Genomic DNA, 15,373 nt, shown 5'->3' on the forward strand with positions numbered 1-15,373 from the left:
CTTCTCAAAACTCTTCAATCACATAAAACAAAACCCCGCCGAAAATCGACGGGGTTCGTCAGCAGTCTGAGGGCGGCCGTTGGGCCGCCCTTCGCAAAGTCTATGGTCCACTGAGACCGGGTAACCGCCTTTAGAGCAATTCCAGGAAAACTGTGCGCGGTTTTCCGTCCGGAATTGCGTCAAACAAGGAGATGGGTTCGCCGTTTCCGTGAAACGGCGAACTGCTCTAGCGGCGATCGCCCATGAACTGCAGCAGGAACATGAACAGGTTGATGAAGTCGAGATAGAGGCGCAGCGCGCCCATGATCGCCTTGCGGCCGGCGACGTCGGCGACGTCACCTTCGAAATACATCTCCTTGATCTTCTGCGTGTCGTAGGCGGTGAGGCCGGCGAACACCAGCACGCCGATCGCCGAGATGGCGAAGCCAAGCGCCGACGACTGCAGGAAGATGTTGATCAGCATCGCGATCAGCAGGCCGATCACGCCCATGATCAGAAACGAGCCGAACGCCGACAGGTCGCGCCTGGTCGTGTAGCCGTAGAGCGACAGGCCGCCGAAGGCCGCGGCCGTGGCGAAGAAGGTCTGGGTGATGCTGGTGCCGGTGTAGACGAGGAAGATCGTCGACAGCGACAAGCCGACAAGGCCGGCATAGACCCAGAATGTGGCCTGCGCCGCGCCCACGCTCATCGACTGGATACGGAACGACAGGAACATCACGGCGGCGAGCGGCGCCAGGATGACGACCCAGCGGAACGCGCTTGCATAGATGAGCTGGCCGAAGGCGGTCAGTTGGCCGTCGCCGGTGACGGCGAGCTGGAAGGCGCCCCAGGCGGCAAGGCCGGTGATCAAAAGGCCAAGCCCCATGAGGTTGTAGACCTTGATCATATAGGCGCGCAGGCCCTGATCGATATCGACGCGCGCGCCGGGGGCGGCGGACGTCTGGTAGTTGCGAATGGGATCAGCCATTGGAAATCCTCTGTTGCTTCTGCCCCGTCCGGTGACAGGTCCGCTCGGAGCGGTCCCCGGGACCAGGCGCCGCTGGCGGAGCTCCAGCATGCCTAGCGCGAAATATGATGGTTCTTGACGTCAAGAACAAGACGGTAACGGGCCGTAACGCTTTGTGAGAAGGCAAAAGGCCGATTTTCGGGTCTTCCGGGCGGCATTCTTACAAAGATTTAACCGGGCGGGCGGCTCTCGGCCCTCCGTCAGAGGTTGCGCAGGACCGGCGCTGCCCTGTGGCCAAGCACCCGCCAGGTGCCGGCAAGGCCGATTCCAACGGTGACCGCCAGCGAAACCAGGATCGTCGCCACCGCGACCTCCGGCATGAAATGCGACGGCAGCGTCATGATATGCGCGACCACGAACCAGGCGGCGATGCCGCCGGCGGCAAGCGCGAACAGCGCGGTCGCGAGGCCGATCAGCACATATTCCAGCGAGAAGGCGGTAATCAGCGTCCGCCGCGTCGCGCCGAGCGTCTTCAGCACCACCGCGTCGTGGATGCGCGCCCGGTTGCCGGCGGCAAGCGCGCCGGAGAGCACCAGCACCGAGGCGATCAGCGCCACGCCGGCGGCGGCGCGGATCGCCGTGCCCAATTGCGCGACCAGCCGGTTGACGATGTCGAGCGCGTCCTTGACGCGAACCGTCGTCACCGCCGGAAAGGCGCGGGTGACGGCGTTGAGCAGCCTTGCGTCGTCGGCCGTGCTGGCTTGTTTGTCGGTCAGCGTCGCCAGCCAGCCATGCGGCGCCCCGGCAAAGGTGTTGGGCGAGAAATCCATGACGAAGTTGATGCCCATCGTCTCCCATTGCACCTGGCGGAAATTGGCTATTTTCGCCGTGACGTTGCGTCCCAGCACATTGACGGTCACGGTGTCGCCGAGCTTCAACCCGATCGCCTTGCCTTCCTCCGCCGAGAACGACACCAGCGGCTCGCTGGAATAGTCCTGCGGCCACCACGCGCCTTCGGTCAGCGTCGCGTTCTCCGGCTGTTTCGCGTCATAGGTCAGGCCGCGGTCGCCGCGCAGCACCCAGGCGCCGTCGGCCGGGATCTTCACCTTGTCGACGTCGACGCCGTTGAGCGCCATGATGCGGCCGCGCAGCATCGGCACCTTGACCAGTGTTCCCCGAGGCGACTCCTTGCCGACGAGGCTGGCGAAGGCGTCGACGTCGCTGCTCTGGATATCGACGAAGAAGAAGTTCGGCGCCCGCTCCGGCAGGCTGCCGGAGATCTGCCGCCTGAGATTCCCGTCGATCAGCGCCAGCGTCACCAGCAGCGTCAGCCCGAGGCCAAGCGACAGCACCACCGAGGTCGTCAACGCGCCCGGACGGTGGATGTTGCCGAGCGCCAGCCGCAGCGAAACGGAACGCACACGCGGGCTCTTTTTTGCCGCCCACTGCACCAGCATCGCCACCAGCCGCAGCACCAGGAAGGCAAAGACCGTGGCGCCGACGAAGATCGAGGCGATGCGGTAGTCGTTGGCCGAGAGGATCGCCAGCGCCGCCAGCGCGACGACGATCGCCAGGGCAGCGCCCGTATAGGGCAGGCGCGGCAGGCCGCGGCTCTCGAATCCCATTTCACGGAACAGCGCCGTCGCCGGCACGTCGCGGGCGCGGCCGAGCGGCAGCAGCGCGAAGGCCAGCGTCACCAGAAGGCCGAACAGTGCGGCCATGGCAAGCGCGCCCGGATAGAAGCCGCCTTGCGCGGGCACCGGGATGACCGACTGCAGGAGCGCGCTCGCCACGAACGGCATCGCGGCACCCAGGATCAGCCCGAGCACGATGCCGAGGCCCGCGATCAACAGGATCTGCACCAGATAGACGGTGAAGACGAAACCGCCCGAGGCGCCGAGGCTCTTGAAGGTGGCGATGACGCCGCGCTTGCCGTCGAGATAGGCGCGCACGGCATTCGCCACGCCGACGCCGCCGACCACCAGCGCCGTCAGCCCGACGAGCGTCAGGAACTGCGAGAAGCGCTCGATGTTGGCGGAGAGCGCGGGGGCGGCGTTGCTGCGCGTGCGGATCGACCAGCCGGCCTGCGGGAAATCCTTCGCGGCCTCGGCCTGGATGTCCTTGATCCGGGCCTCGGACGCGCCGTCGGGCAGCCGCACCTTATAGGCGTTCTCGACCAGGCTGCCGGGCTGCACCAGGCCGGATGCGGCAAGGCCCTCGCGCGAAATCATCAGCCGTGGCGCGAAACCGAAACCGTCCGACACCGCATCCGGCTCGCTGACCAGCCTGGCCCGCAACTCGAAAATGGCGCTGCCGAGCTTCAGCCTGTCGCCGATGTGAACATTGAGCCGGTCGAACAACAGGTCGGGCGCGGCGGCGCCGAACACGCCGGACCTTTCGCCGAACAATTGGTCCTTCGGCAGCGCCGGATCCGTCTCCAGCGCGCCGTAGAGCGGATAGGCGTCGTCGACGGCCTTTGCCTCGACCAGCGCCTGGTCGGAGCCGTCCTCCAGCCGCGCCATCGAGCGCATGCCGGAAGTCAGTGAGACCGTGCCGAGGCCTTTGATGAAGCCGAGCTCGGCATCCGAAGCGCTGCGCTGGTTGACCTGGAAGCGCAAATCGCCGCCAAGCAGCGTCTGGCCCTGATTGGCGACGCCGGCGGAAATCGCCTGCGCCACCGAATTGACGCCGCCGATCGCCGCGACGCCCAGCGCGATGCAGGCGAGGAAGATCATGAAGCCGGACAGGCCGCCGCGCATCTCGCGCAACGAGAAGCGGATGGCGAGCTTCAAAGTCCGCATCAGGCGGGAACCTTCACGGCTTTCGGCGCGTCCTCGATCCGCCCTGAGCGCATCGAGACCTGCCGCGCGCAACGCGCGGCAAGCGCCGGGTCGTGCGTCACCAGCACCAGCGTCATGCCGCGTTCCGCCGCCTTGGCGAACAGAAGATCGGCGATCTGCTTTCCCGTCGCCTGGTCGAGATTGCCGGTCGGCTCGTCGGCGATGAGGATGCGCGGCGACGGCGCCAGCGCCCGGGCGATCGCCACGCGCTGCTGCTCGCCCCCGGAGAGCTCGCCCGGATAGTGCGTCACGCGGTCGCTCAGGCCGACGGCGGCGAGATCGCGCGCGGCGACGCCGAACGGGTCGGCATGGCCGGCAAGCTCGAGCGGCACCGCGACATTCTCGAGCGCCGTCATGTTGGGAATGAGATGGAAGGACTGAAAGACGATGCCAATGTTTCGTCCACGAAACGATGCGATCTGGTCCTCGCTTTTGCCGTTGAGCAGCTCACCGGCGATCTGGACCGTACCCGAATCGACCCGTTCCAGGCCGGCAAGAACCATCAGCAGGGTTGATTTGCCCGAGCCCGACGGCCCAACGATGCCGGTGGCTTCACCGGCCGCCACGTCGAGGCTCACACCCTTCAGCACATGGACGGAGGACGCGCCCTCGCCGAGCGTCAGCGATACGTCCCTCAGCGCGATGACGGCTTCTGTCACAATGAAAGTGCCCTATATGTGGAAAAAGGAGACGGCCTGTGTCTCTTTCCTTGGGTTGTTTCGGTCATATGGGGCTCGCCGCATGGCATTCAAACACCGTTTTGCCGCAGCCCTCATGCTTTTCCTCGCCGTTTGCGGCGCCATTACGCCGGCGCGCGCCGCCACCTTCACCATCGTCGGCTTCGGCGACAGCCTGATGGCAGGCTTCGGCCTTGGCCCCGGCCAGGGTTTCACCGACAGGCTGCAGGCGGCGCTGAAGGCTAAGGGCCTCGACATCACCGTCGCCAATGCCGGCGTCTCCGGCGACACATCGAGCGGCGGGCTGGCGCGGCTCGACTGGTCGGTGCCGGACGGCACGAGGCTCGTCATTCTCGAACTCGGCGCCAACGATATGCTGCGCGGCGTCGCTCCCGACATCGCCGAGAAGAACCTCGACGCCATGCTGGGCAAGCTGAAGCAGCGCGCCATCCCGGTGCTGCTCGCCGGCATGCGCGCCGCGCCCAATCTCGGCGCCGACTACCAGAAGACCTTCGACGCCATCTACCCGAAGCTTGCCGCTAAATATGCCGTTCCGCTCTATCCGTTCTTTCTCGACGGCGTCGCCGGCCACCCCGATCTGCAGCTGGAGGACGGCCTGCACCCCAATCCGAAGGGCGTCGACGTGATCGTCGAGCGCATCCTGCCCACCGTCGAGAGGGCGATCGCCGACAATGGCGGCCCGTCGTGAGTCCAAAACGCCACGGTTTCCGCTGGGGAAACTTTGTGGACAACAAAGCTCTTGCCCCGCGCTTGTATCGATGATTCGCTAGGGACGAGAGTTTCGATTCGAGGACAGGAGGCTTCACATGCCACGTCTTTTCACCGCCCTCGAAATTCCGCGTGATGCCGCCCTCTCTTTGTCCCTGCTCCGGGGCGGGTTGCCGGGAGCGCGCTGGATCGACGTCGAAAACTACCATCTGACGCTGCGCTTCATCGGCGATGTCGAAGGCCATGTCGCCGACGAGATCGCCAACGCCCTCGACCGGGTCGACCGCCCCTCTTTTCAAATGACGCTCTCCGGCGTCGGCGCCTTCGGCGGCAAGAAGCCGCATGCGGTGTGGGCCGGCGTGTCGGCTTCGCCCGACCTGGCGGCGCTGCAGGGCGAGATCGACCGCATCTGCCAGCGGCTCGGCCTGCCGGCCGACCCGCGCAAATTCTCACCGCATGTGACGCTGGCGCGCCTGCGCAATGGGAGCCCGCTCGATGTCGCGCAATATCTTTCGGCGCGCGGCAATTTCGCGGCGCTGCCCTTCCGCGTCGGCCGCTTCGTCCTGATGTCGTCGCGCGATTCGGTCGGCGGCGGCCCCTACATCGTCGAAGAAGCCTGGCCGCTGGTCGGCGAAGCGCTGGCCTCGAGCCGCTTCGCCAGCGCCTCAGATGCCTCGCGGATCATGCGATAGACCGAAGCGAAGGCCTCGGCGCCGTCGTAGTAGGGATCAGGCACGTCCGCGGTCTTTCCCGTCGCGAAATCCAGATAGAGATGGACCCGGTCGCGCGCGGTCGCTGGCGCCAGCGCCTTGAGGTCGCGCACATTCGCCTTGTCCATGCCGAGGATCAGGTCGAAGCGCGAAAAATCCTCCGCCAGCACCTTGCGCGCCCGCTGCCCTGAAATGTCGACGCCATGCTTTGCCGCCACCGCGACAGAGCGTGGATCGGGCGCGGAGCCGACCTCCCAGCCGCTGGTCGCGGCCGAATCGAGCACGATGCGCCTGGCCAGCCCGCGCTCGGCCAGCACGCTGTGGAAAACGCCCTCGGCAAGCGGTGACCGGCAGATGTTGCCGAGGCAGACGAACAGAATGGATTTTATGGGCTTTTCGCGCATCGATCCGGCAGGTTTAAATCTTTGTTTTCATGCATGTCGTCACCCCGAAACCGCCGCGCACTTTTGGGCGACATGCATTATGGTGCAGGCCATTTTCGAATAGCACAGGGACCACACATGAACAGGGAAAAACTGACCAAGGACGCGGTCGCCACGGCTCTGGCCGAGCTCGGCGGCTGGTCGCTCGCCGCCGACGGCGCTTCCATCAAACGCAGCTTCGTCTTCAAGAATTTCTCCGAAGCCTTCGCCTTCATGACGCGCGTGGCGCTGGCGGCCGAAAAGATGGACCATCACCCGGACTGGTCGAATGTCTACAAGACCGTCGACGTGACGCTGAACACCCACGACGCCGGCGGCGTGACGGCGCTGGATATCGAGTTGGCAAAGCGGATGAACCGGTATTTCGGCTGAGGCGAAAAGACTCGCCTTTCTTCGTCATTCCAGGGCGAAGCAAGGAGCGAAGCCCGTGGATGACGATGGGAGGGATGCCTCGGCCAATCGCAGAAACTAGGCGATTGCCACCCAGGTCACCGCTGGCCAGCATCCCTTTCCGATTTTCCGGCCAAGCAACCGCCCAAACTCTTGTAGCAGCCCCCCGCTTTCACCACATCTTTCGCGGCGGGTTGGCACGCATGGGTTGCGAGCGGCCGCCAAGGAGCGACTGATGACGCAAGGTACCGGTTTCGATTTCTTCGGCTTCGGCGACAAGCTTGCCGGCGAGGGCGAGGTCCGCGAGAAATTCTGGCGCACCGCCAGGAAGGCGGCGCGGCAGATTCCGTTCATGGACGAGGTGGTCGCCGCCTATTATTGCGCCATGGACAAGGACACGCCGATGCGGGCCAAGGCGATCCTGCTCGGCGCGCTGGGCTATTTCGTCCTGCCGTTCGACTTCATTCCCGATTTCGTCGTCGGCCTCGGCTTCACCGACGACCTTGCCGTGCTGACCGCCGCGATCACCGCCGTCAGCGCCCATATCACGCCTGCCCACAGGCAGGCCGCCAGGGACGCGCTGGCGGACAAGAACTGATCTCGCCTCGCCTCACGCCCGTAAATCAGCGCATGCGAAAAGACAAACTCTTGCCGTTTTCGTGGCATCCAACTCCGCGCCGGGACGTCGCGCCGGCCTCAATCCACAGTGGCGGCGCGGATGGTGGCGGTTTCCTGGGGTGAGTTCCTTTTCTTCGAGGACAATTCACCGTTTGGTAACCCTGATTAAATCAAAATGAAGCGACGGCAGGACGCCACGCGGCCCGCCTCCGCACCATTTGGAATACGGGAAGAACGATGCGCGGATTGATTGCTATAGTTTCCAGCCTGGTCCTGGTGGCCTCGGCAGTGCCGGTGTTGGCGCAACAGGCGACCAAGATCGGCCAGCACAATGCCTGGGGCACCTACAGCTATCAGTCGGCCGCCGGCAAGGTCTGCTATGTGCTGACCGTGCCCACCGACAAGCAGCCGGCGACGCTCGACCATGGCGACATGTTCTTCTTCGTCAGCCAGCGGCCCGGACAGCAGGTCTCCTACGAGCCGCAGTTCATCGCCGGCTACAACTTCCAGGAAGGCTCGAAGGCCACCATCACCATCGACAAGAAATCCTTCTCGATGTTCACCCGCGGCAAGTCGGCCTGGGTCGAGAACGCCGCCGAAGAGCCGGTGCTGATTGCCGCCATGAAGACCGGCTCCGACATGAAGGTGCAGGCGAAGTCCGGCCGCGGCAACCCCACCTCCTACGTCTTCTCGCTCAAGGGCATCTCGGCCGCGCTGTCCTCGATCGCCAAGTGCAAATAGGCAAGAGCCACAAACCGCCAAAACGACGAATGAACTGACGCAAGGCCGGGCCATCAGGTCCGGCCTTTTCCCTTCAGCTTGCCTTGTATCCGCGCCGGTTCGTCTCGGCGGGCGGCGTCGGCGAGGCACGACCGGGAATTCATACCCGCGGCCAATCGCCCGGAAAAATTTCGCGGCCGACGGAATAGTTTCCTGCCGAGCCCGGTAGATAGCGCAAAGAGGGAGAACACGTTTTGACGCGACCCGTCATTTTCAGGGCCGCGCCGGAAACAGGGAGCGGCGGCAAGCGCTGGGGATGAGTGTCTTTCAGGGCTTGCAGTCGGGAGGAGCACGCTCCCAGCCGGCCCAGCGGTTGCCTGTCCCCCTGTCCCTGACCGCTGGGCCGCTTTTCACGCCGGCTTTGGCTGGACAGCGCAGTAAGGTAGGCCCGGCTTGCGCCAACACGGACATGAGACGGGCGGCATGAGATGGGATGAAAGCGAAGTTCGACATCATACCGCATCTGGAGGATCTGTGGCGTTACGGCAGAGTGCTCACCGGCAATGATTCCGACGCCGACGACCTTGTGCAGGAAGCTCTCGCCCGTGCGTTGTCGATGGCCGGCAGCTACGATCCCTCCCGGCCGCTGCTTCCCTGGCTGATCAGGATTGTCCGCAACACCTTCTTCACCGGTGCCAGTCAGGCCGATGCCGACAGGCGGCGCCTTGCGTCCATCGCCGACATGTCGGATGCCGCCTCGCCGCCGCCGCAGGAGCACAGCGCCGAACTTTCCAACGTCGGCAGGGCCCTCGCCCGGATGCCGACCGACCAGGCCGAAATACTGCACCTGGTCGGCGTGCTGGGTTTTACCTATTCCGAGGCGGCCGAACTTCTGGGCGTGCCGACGGGAACCGTGATGTCCCGTCTCAGCCGGGCTCGCGCTGCCTTGAAGCACAACATGGAAAATATGGATGACGGAGCTTCCCGTCATCTGAAGATCATTGGAGGGCGTGATGTGGCCCGATAGTCGCGTTTCCGAGCAGGATATCGGCCGCTTGCTGGATGGCGAGCTGTCGCCGTCGCAGCGATCCGAGCTGCAGGCCCGGCTTGCGCGCGAGCCGGAACTGGCAGCGGAGGTCTTTGCCCACGCGCAACGCATGGAAGCGTTGCGCGATTCCCAACCAAGGCGATTGTTTCCGCCCGGCGCGACCGTCGACAAGGCGAGACAGCTGGAACAGGCGCTTCGCCGCAGGCGGATGTTCGCGATGCTCCGACTTCAGGTCGCCGCCGTCGCGCTAATCGCGATCGGATGGTCGGCCAACTCGCTGACCGTGCCGCTTCGCCAGGGCGGCAAGACGGCGGATGAAACCTTCATCCTGGCCGCGCGGGATGCGCTGCGCGTCGCGCAACTCAATGCCGGTCCCGAAAAGGGCGTCGAGCTCAAACAGGACAAGATCCAGCGGCTGGTTGGCGCCGTCAACGTCAGCATGCCGACGCTGCCCTCGGCATGGGTGGTCAAGGATGTCCAGGTGCAGCCCTGGAACGGACAGCAGAGCCTGGTCGTGACGGCCGATACACCAAGCGTCGGGCGCATCACACTTGTGGCGGCGCCGATGAACGGCGAGGACGCCGTTCCCCCGACGCCTGCCACCGACGGCCGCGTGCCGACGGTTTACTGGCAGTCTGGGGGTACCGCCTATGCGCTGATGGGGTCCGCCGCGCCGGATCGGCTCGAAGTGGAAGCAAAGCAGATCGAGGTCGCCACGCGCCGGAGCGTCGCGCCCAAGACAAGAGGCTGATCGCGGCCGCCGGCTGCCGGACAAGGGAGACAGAATGCACGCGAAGCTGGAATTCACGATCCGCCGATGCCGCATGCCGTCGGATAAGTCCGCGCGATGAAACTCCTGCCGTTCGAAAGGAGATACTATCCGTCCACCTGTCCCGTTTGCGCCGGAGTGGCCCTGGAAGCCGAGGTCATGCTCCGCAAGGTGGAGTTCCAGTGTGCCGCCTGCGGGCCATTCGAGATCACCTCCGCTGCTCGCACCGCGATGAAGGGTCTGTCGCAGGAGCACCGCCGATTGTGGCTGTCGCAAGCGCGGCTGCCGAATTCGACCGTCCCCCTTATTGCCTGCGCGAACGAGATGCTGTCGCAGGTTACCGGCTCCCCAGGTGACCCGGGAAGGTGACCCGGGAGGCGCTGCGCGCGGGCGCTCCCGACGGCCCGGCATCTCGGCTTGGGGTTGCCGGGCCGTTTTCGCGCAAGACGAGATGAGCACGGCTTCATCGACCAGGGACTTATTTGCAATGCGCAGATTGGAAGACTACGAGGAAATCGCACTGATCGGTTATCCTTGCGATGGAGAATACATCGCCGTGATGGCGAATGGCGGGCAGCGGAACTGGCTGCTCGGCGGCGAGCTCTGCGAATGGAACGGCGCCATCCTCGCCGATCAAGCCGCTGCCTTGCTCCGATATTATCCGCGGGGGTCGCGCCTCGTCCTCGTTACGATCAAAGGTGACAACCTCGTTGCGATCCGGGACTGCGACACCGCCACGGCCCCGGCAGAGTCGCAGGCGACTGCGAATGCAAAACCGGGCGAAGGGCAAGCCGGTCCGGCCGAGGACGCGCGGCTCGCCGATTTTCGCGCCGCGGCGATGCTACGCGATTCCGCGTCCATGTCGTTCGACCCGGCCACCGAAATTGCGCTGTCGACGATCGCGGCGCGCATGAAGCTCGGACGCATGGAATTAATCCGTGTCGCGCTTCGCGAGTGGCTGGCGATGCGTGCAGCCATGCGCTTCCCTCCAGACGAAGGCGCGCCATATGGCTCACAGGCGCCGGACGGTTTCGGCTGACCGCATCGCGCTTCGAGTTACCGCCGAGTAGCCATGCCCCAGGAATCGCCCGCCGACAGGTCCGCTCTCGATCTCTATGAGCCGATCGATGTCCTGAAACCCGTCGCTCCCGATCTGTGGATCGTGGATGGACCACGGATCGGCTTCGGCGTCGGACCGTTTGAATTTCCTTTCACCACCCGCATGACGGTCGTGCGGCTTCGCAGTGGCGACCTGATCCTGCATTCGCCCGTCGCGCTTGCGCCCGCGCTCCGGTCCGCGGTCGAGCTTCTGGGGCCAGTCCGCTTCCTGGTCGCGCCGAACTCCCTGCACTACTGGTGGCTGCCCGATTGGAAGGTCGCCATGCCTAGGGCGGAGGTTTTGGCCGTGCGCGGCCTGCGGGAACGGGCAAAGCGTCCTATCGCCGTGGACCGGCTGCTGGTGGGGCGCGCCTCGCCCTGGCCCGCTGAGATCGACCTTTTGGTCGTGCGCGGCGACGTCCTCACCGAGGCCGTGCTGTTCCATCGCGCATCGCAAACGCTGATCCTCACCGACCTGATAGAGAACTTCGAGCCAGGCCGGATTCATAGCTGGTTTCTGCGATTGCTCGTCAGGCTCGCCGGCGCGATCGATCCGGACGGCAAGGCGCCGATCGACATGCGGCTGAGCTTCTTTCGCCGTCGTCGGGCCTTGCGGGCGGCGGTTCACCAGATGCTCGCTTGGCAGCCGGAGCGCGTCATAATCGCGCATGGCCGATGGTATGACAAAGACGGCGCCGCCGAACTCAGGCGCGCGTTCCGTTGGGTTTTGTGACGACGACCCACCTTCGAAGCGCTACGCCTTGACTGCTTCGCTTGTCTCCGCGCGCCGCCGCCGGATCGCCTCGGCGATGAAGACGCGCGACAGCGCATGATAGAGCGGCTCGTGCGAGATCAGCCGCGCCGTGCCGTAGCCCAGCACCGCCGCGCACATCAGCGCGATCACATTGTCGTGGTTGCCGGTCATTTCGAGGATGATGACGAAGGCCGTCATCGGCGCCTGCACGACGCCGGCGAAATAGCCGGCCATGCCGAGCAGCGCCGCGGTTCCCGTGGCCGCGCCGAAGACGAGGCCGAGCGTGCTGCCCAGCCCGGCGCCCACCGCCAGCGACGGCGCGAAGATGCCGCCCGGTATACCCGACACCATCGACAACAGGCCGGCAGCGAATTTCTCGACGAAGAAGAGGGCCGGCAGCGGCGTGCCTTCGATCGCGCCGCGCGCCTGCGTGTAGCCGGTGCCGAAGGTCAATCCTCCCGAGGCGATGCCGATCGCGGCCACGGCCAGGCCGCAGACAGCCGCCACGACCAGCGTGCGCGGCAGCGGCTGCAGCGCGTTCCAGCGCCGGATGCGGCGCATGACCTTCAGCGCCGAGAGCGAGAACAGCGCGCCGACACCGCCGCCGATGATGCCGCAGGCCAGCACCAGCGGCCAGTCGGCGGCGAAGGCGACCGTGTCCTTGGCGACGCCGAAATAGGTGTAGTTGCCGATGAGCCCGAGCGAGGCAAGGCCGGCTAGGATAACCGCCGTCAGCACCAGCCCGTTGGTGCGCGATTCATAGGCCCGGCCCATCTCCTCGATGGCGAAGACGATGCCGGCGAGCGGCGTGTTGAAGGCCGCGGCGATGCCGGCGGCCGAACCGGCAAGGATCAGGCCGCGCGCCTGCGCCATGCCGCCCCAGCGCGCCGCCTGCAGCATCAGCGAAGCGCCGACTTGCACCGTCGGGCCTTCGCGGCCGATCGAGGCGCCGCAGGCGAGGCCGACGATGGTGAGCGCGATCTTGCCCGCCGCCAAACGCAGCGACAGGATGTGGCTGCGGTCGTCCTCGTCGCGCAGATGCCGTGCCGCGATCGCCTGCGGAATGCCGCTGCCTTGCGATCCCGGGAAGAAGGAATGCGCCAGCCAGGCGCAAAGGACGAAACCGAGCGGCGTCACGACCAGCGGCAGATAGAGGCGCCAGCCGCCGTCATTGCCCGTCATGAGATGGAACAGGGTTTGCGCGCGGTCGGCGAGCAATGCGAACAGGACGCTGATCAGGCCGATCGAGATGGCGCCGGCCCAGAAGACCAGACGCGGCTGCCAGACGCGCCGCGACACCCACATCGCCTGTGAGCGCCGCAGCATACGATTCTTTCGGGATATGCCGGCCATGTCCGCCCTCGTGATGGAATTCAGCCCTAGCACAGGCTGAGGGTCGATCAAGACCGCGCAGGCGTAATCGTGCATGCGCTCAAGATTGTCCCGCCGGCTCCGATGCCGGCGGGAATGTCAGGCGGGCAAGGTGGATCTCACATCGCCATTTTTTCACATTCGGCCTGGGCCTTCTTGGTCGACGTATCGATCATGTAGGCTTTACCCTTGGCGTCGGTGATCATCATCATGCAATGCTTGATGGGCTTGGCCATCTTCATCATATCGGCGCTCATCTTGGCGTCCGGCATCATGGTGCCCATGTGACCGTCCGGCATGATCGCGGTGACCTGCCCGCCCTTCATCATCGTCATGGCGCCCATCGTGTCCTCGGCAAAAGCCTGCGAGGCGCAAAGACCGGCGAGGCCGGCAACGAGTGCGAACTTGATCGAGTGCATCAGAACAACTCCCATTGTTGAGGGGCATGGTCGCCCCTTTCAGGTTCGCGGATGCGCTTCGATTGGTTACGCCAACACGAATATGTGATCGATTTTCAGCCGACCATGGCGGGAGCCAGCCCCGTTCCGCCCTGGCACAGGCGGCAGGGCTCAAAATTTGTTGACCCCTGTGCCAGTCGAAATCGCTATCGCTTCGCATCGATCGGGACATAAAGCAGTCGGGTGCGGTGGGAAGGCCAGGCCGGCTGGGCCGCACGACATCGACGCCGGCTTGATCGTGGATGGCCCACAGGCGGGCCACCGCTTCCTGCACGACGGAACTGGCGGACAATTGGAACAGCATCTCTTTGCGACCGAGCGCGACCCGCGTCTCAAGCTGATCATCCCGGCAATCGTCGCCATCGCCTTCCTGATGGAGCAGCTCGATTCCACCATTCTCACCATCGCTATCCCGGCCATCGCGCAGAGCCTCGACACCACCCCGGTCCGGCTCAACCTGGCGATCACCACCTACATCCTGACGCTCGCGGTGTTCATTCCGGTCAGCGGCTGGTTCGCCGACCGGTTCGGCGCCCGCAAGATCTTCGCCCTGGCGCTCTTCACCTTCACCCTTGGCTCGGTCCTGTGCGGCGTGGCCGACAGCGTCGGCATGCTCCTGGCCATGCGCGCGCTGCAGGGGCTGGGCGGCGCCATGATGACGCCGGTCGGGCGGCTGATCCTGTTGCGCTCCTTTCCGCGCAGCGGGCTGATCACCGCCATGACCTACATGACCTTGCCGGCGATCGTCGGTCCCGTCATCGGTCCGCTGCTCGGCGGCTTGCTGACCACCTATGCGTCCTGGCGCTGGATCTTCTACGTCAACGTGCCGTTCGGCCTCATCGGCATCTTCGCCGCCTTGCGCTTCGTCGACGATTTCCACGGCGAGGAAGCGCAGCCTTTCGACTTCGCCGGCTTCCTCATGGTGGGGGCCGGCGCCGCGCTGCTGCAGTTCGGCCTGGAGAATATCGGCAGGCCGATCATTTCCTCGCTGGCGACCATGCTGGTGCTGGCCGCGTCGGTCCTGCTGCTCCTCGCCTTCGGCCGCTATGCCCGCCGCGTCGCGGCGCCCGCGATCGATCTCACGCTGTTTCGCTTCCGCTCCTTCTGGGTCGGCACGCTGGCCGGGGGGCTGTGCCGCATCGGCCTCAACGGCGCGCCGTTCCTGTTGCCGCTGATGCTGCAGGTAGGCTTCGGCATGAGCCCGGTCACGTCCGGCTCGCTGACCTTCGTCGGCAGCTTCGGCGCGCTTCTAATGCGGCCGCTGCTGTCGTTCTTCCTGCGGCGCTTCGGCTTCAAGGCCGTGCTGAGCGGCAGCGCGGTGGTCGGCTCTGTTGCCGTGGCGGGCTTTGCCCTGCTCGATGCCGACACCCCGCATTGGCTGATCGGCCTCTATGTCTTTTTCTTCGGCATCGTGCGTTCGGCGCAGTTCATGTCGTCCAACACGCTGTCCTATGCCGACCTGCCAGGCGAGAAGCTCAGCCGCGCCACCAGCCTCGGCGGCGTCCTGCAGCAGCTCAGCGTTTCGCTCGGCGTCTCGATCGCCGCCATGGTGCTCGGCCTCGTCTCCGGCCAGGCGCATGCGCCGACGGCGGACCAGTTCCATTGGGCGTTCCTGCTGACGGCGGTGATCCCGCTGCTTTCCATACCGGGGTTCTTCTTCCTGCATCCGGAAGACGGCCAGCAGGTCAGCGGCCATCGCCGCAAGGCGGAAGCCGACGCCTGAACCTGCGGGGCGCATGACTCCGTCGCCGAGCTGTGCTATGCGCCGCGCTTCCATCTGCGGCCGATGCTGAAATCGGCCG

General features: G+C 65.3%; 17 protein-coding genes. 11 read left to right on the top strand and 6 right to left on the bottom strand.

Annotation, left to right across the window (positions count from 1 at the left end):
- Window positions 1–226: 226 nt before the first annotated feature.
- From FJ414_RS29335 to FJ414_RS29345, 3 genes are all read right to left on the bottom strand, one after another.
- A complete protein-coding gene (locus FJ414_RS29335) occupies window positions 227–967 on the bottom strand; it encodes a Bax inhibitor-1/YccA family protein (RefSeq protein WP_140647847.1) in 741 nt (246 codons plus the stop codon).
- A 239-nt stretch (window positions 968–1,206) separates the two neighbouring features.
- Entirely contained in the window at window positions 1,207–3,747 is a 2,541-nt protein-coding gene (locus tag FJ414_RS29340) for an ABC transporter permease (protein ID WP_140647848.1), read from the bottom strand.
- Window positions 3,747–4,445 (bottom strand): ABC transporter ATP-binding protein, encoded by a 699-nt coding sequence (locus FJ414_RS29345; protein WP_140647849.1) that lies wholly within the window; start codon window positions 4,443–4,445, stop codon window positions 3,747–3,749. The genes FJ414_RS29340 and FJ414_RS29345 overlap by 1 nt, the downstream gene beginning before the upstream one ends.
- Before the next feature lie 82 nt (window positions 4,446–4,527).
- Here FJ414_RS29345 and FJ414_RS29350 point away from each other — a divergent pair, with 82 nt between their 5' ends.
- Both FJ414_RS29350 and thpR read left to right on the top strand, forming a co-directional pair.
- Window positions 4,528–5,172: an arylesterase gene (locus FJ414_RS29350; RefSeq protein ID WP_140647850.1), complete on the top strand. Its 645-nt coding sequence runs from the start codon at window positions 4,528–4,530 to the stop codon at window positions 5,170–5,172.
- Between the two features lie 118 nt (window positions 5,173–5,290).
- Complete coding sequence (gene thpR, locus FJ414_RS29355; protein WP_140647851.1) at window positions 5,291–5,884, top strand: RNA 2',3'-cyclic phosphodiesterase; 594 nt, start codon at window positions 5,291–5,293, stop codon at window positions 5,882–5,884.
- Here the strand turns inward: thpR and FJ414_RS29360 are convergent.
- Window positions 5,791–6,306 (bottom strand): low molecular weight protein-tyrosine-phosphatase, encoded by a 516-nt coding sequence (locus FJ414_RS29360; protein ID WP_140647852.1) that lies wholly within the window; start codon window positions 6,304–6,306, stop codon window positions 5,791–5,793. The two genes, thpR and FJ414_RS29360, sit on opposite strands and share 94 nt — an antisense overlap.
- Before the next feature lie 117 nt (window positions 6,307–6,423).
- On the opposite strand from FJ414_RS29360, the gene FJ414_RS29365 reads away from it, so the two are divergent.
- From FJ414_RS29365 to FJ414_RS29400, 8 genes are all read left to right on the top strand, one after another.
- The gene (locus FJ414_RS29365; RefSeq protein ID WP_140647853.1) at window positions 6,424–6,717 is read left to right on the top strand and encodes a 4a-hydroxytetrahydrobiopterin dehydratase; all 294 of its coding nucleotides are present in this window, start codon (window positions 6,424–6,426) and stop codon (window positions 6,715–6,717) included.
- A 253-nt stretch (window positions 6,718–6,970) separates the two neighbouring features.
- A complete protein-coding gene (locus tag FJ414_RS29370; RefSeq protein WP_140647854.1) occupies window positions 6,971–7,333 on the top strand; it encodes a YkvA family protein in 363 nt (120 codons plus the stop codon).
- Window positions 7,334–7,590: 257 nt separating this feature from the next.
- Window positions 7,591–8,094: an invasion associated locus B family protein gene (locus FJ414_RS29375; protein WP_140647855.1), complete on the top strand. Its 504-nt coding sequence runs from the start codon at window positions 7,591–7,593 to the stop codon at window positions 8,092–8,094.
- 472 nt (window positions 8,095–8,566) lie between these two features.
- The gene (locus FJ414_RS29380; RefSeq protein WP_140647856.1) at window positions 8,567–9,100 is read left to right on the top strand and encodes a sigma-70 family RNA polymerase sigma factor; all 534 of its coding nucleotides are present in this window, start codon (window positions 8,567–8,569) and stop codon (window positions 9,098–9,100) included.
- Window positions 9,087–9,872 (top strand): hypothetical protein, encoded by a 786-nt coding sequence (locus tag FJ414_RS29385; protein ID WP_140647857.1) that lies wholly within the window; start codon window positions 9,087–9,089, stop codon window positions 9,870–9,872. Before FJ414_RS29380 ends, FJ414_RS29385 begins: the two co-directional genes overlap by 14 nt.
- 96 nt (window positions 9,873–9,968) lie before the next feature.
- Complete coding sequence (locus FJ414_RS29390; protein ID WP_140647858.1) at window positions 9,969–10,259, top strand: hypothetical protein; 291 nt, start codon at window positions 9,969–9,971, stop codon at window positions 10,257–10,259.
- Window positions 10,260–10,386: 127 nt separating this feature from the next.
- Complete coding sequence (locus FJ414_RS29395; protein WP_140647859.1) at window positions 10,387–10,929, top strand: hypothetical protein; 543 nt, start codon at window positions 10,387–10,389, stop codon at window positions 10,927–10,929.
- Window positions 10,930–10,962: 33 nt separating this feature from the next.
- Window positions 10,963–11,721, top strand: a complete 759-nt coding sequence (locus FJ414_RS29400) for a DUF4336 domain-containing protein (protein ID WP_140647860.1) — start codon at window positions 10,963–10,965, stop codon at window positions 11,719–11,721.
- Window positions 11,722–11,742: 21 nt separating this feature from the next.
- Here the strand turns inward: FJ414_RS29400 and FJ414_RS29405 are convergent, their stop codons facing one another.
- Both FJ414_RS29405 and FJ414_RS29410 read right to left on the bottom strand, forming a co-directional pair.
- Window positions 11,743–13,095, bottom strand: a complete 1,353-nt coding sequence (locus tag FJ414_RS29405; RefSeq protein ID WP_140647861.1) for a chloride channel protein — start codon at window positions 13,093–13,095, stop codon at window positions 11,743–11,745.
- A 137-nt stretch (window positions 13,096–13,232) separates the two neighbouring features.
- Window positions 13,233–13,532, bottom strand: a complete 300-nt coding sequence (locus FJ414_RS29410) for a hypothetical protein (protein ID WP_140647862.1) — start codon at window positions 13,530–13,532, stop codon at window positions 13,233–13,235.
- Between the two features lie 331 nt (window positions 13,533–13,863).
- Between FJ414_RS29410 and FJ414_RS29415 the strand changes: the two genes are divergently transcribed.
- Complete coding sequence (locus FJ414_RS29415) at window positions 13,864–15,294, top strand: DHA2 family efflux MFS transporter permease subunit (protein WP_140647863.1); 1,431 nt, start codon at window positions 13,864–13,866, stop codon at window positions 15,292–15,294.
- Window positions 15,295–15,373 lie beyond the last annotated feature (79 nt).

The organism is Mesorhizobium sp. B3-1-6 (genome assembly GCF_006439555.1).
Classification (GTDB): domain Bacteria; phylum Pseudomonadota; class Alphaproteobacteria; order Rhizobiales; family Rhizobiaceae; genus Mesorhizobium.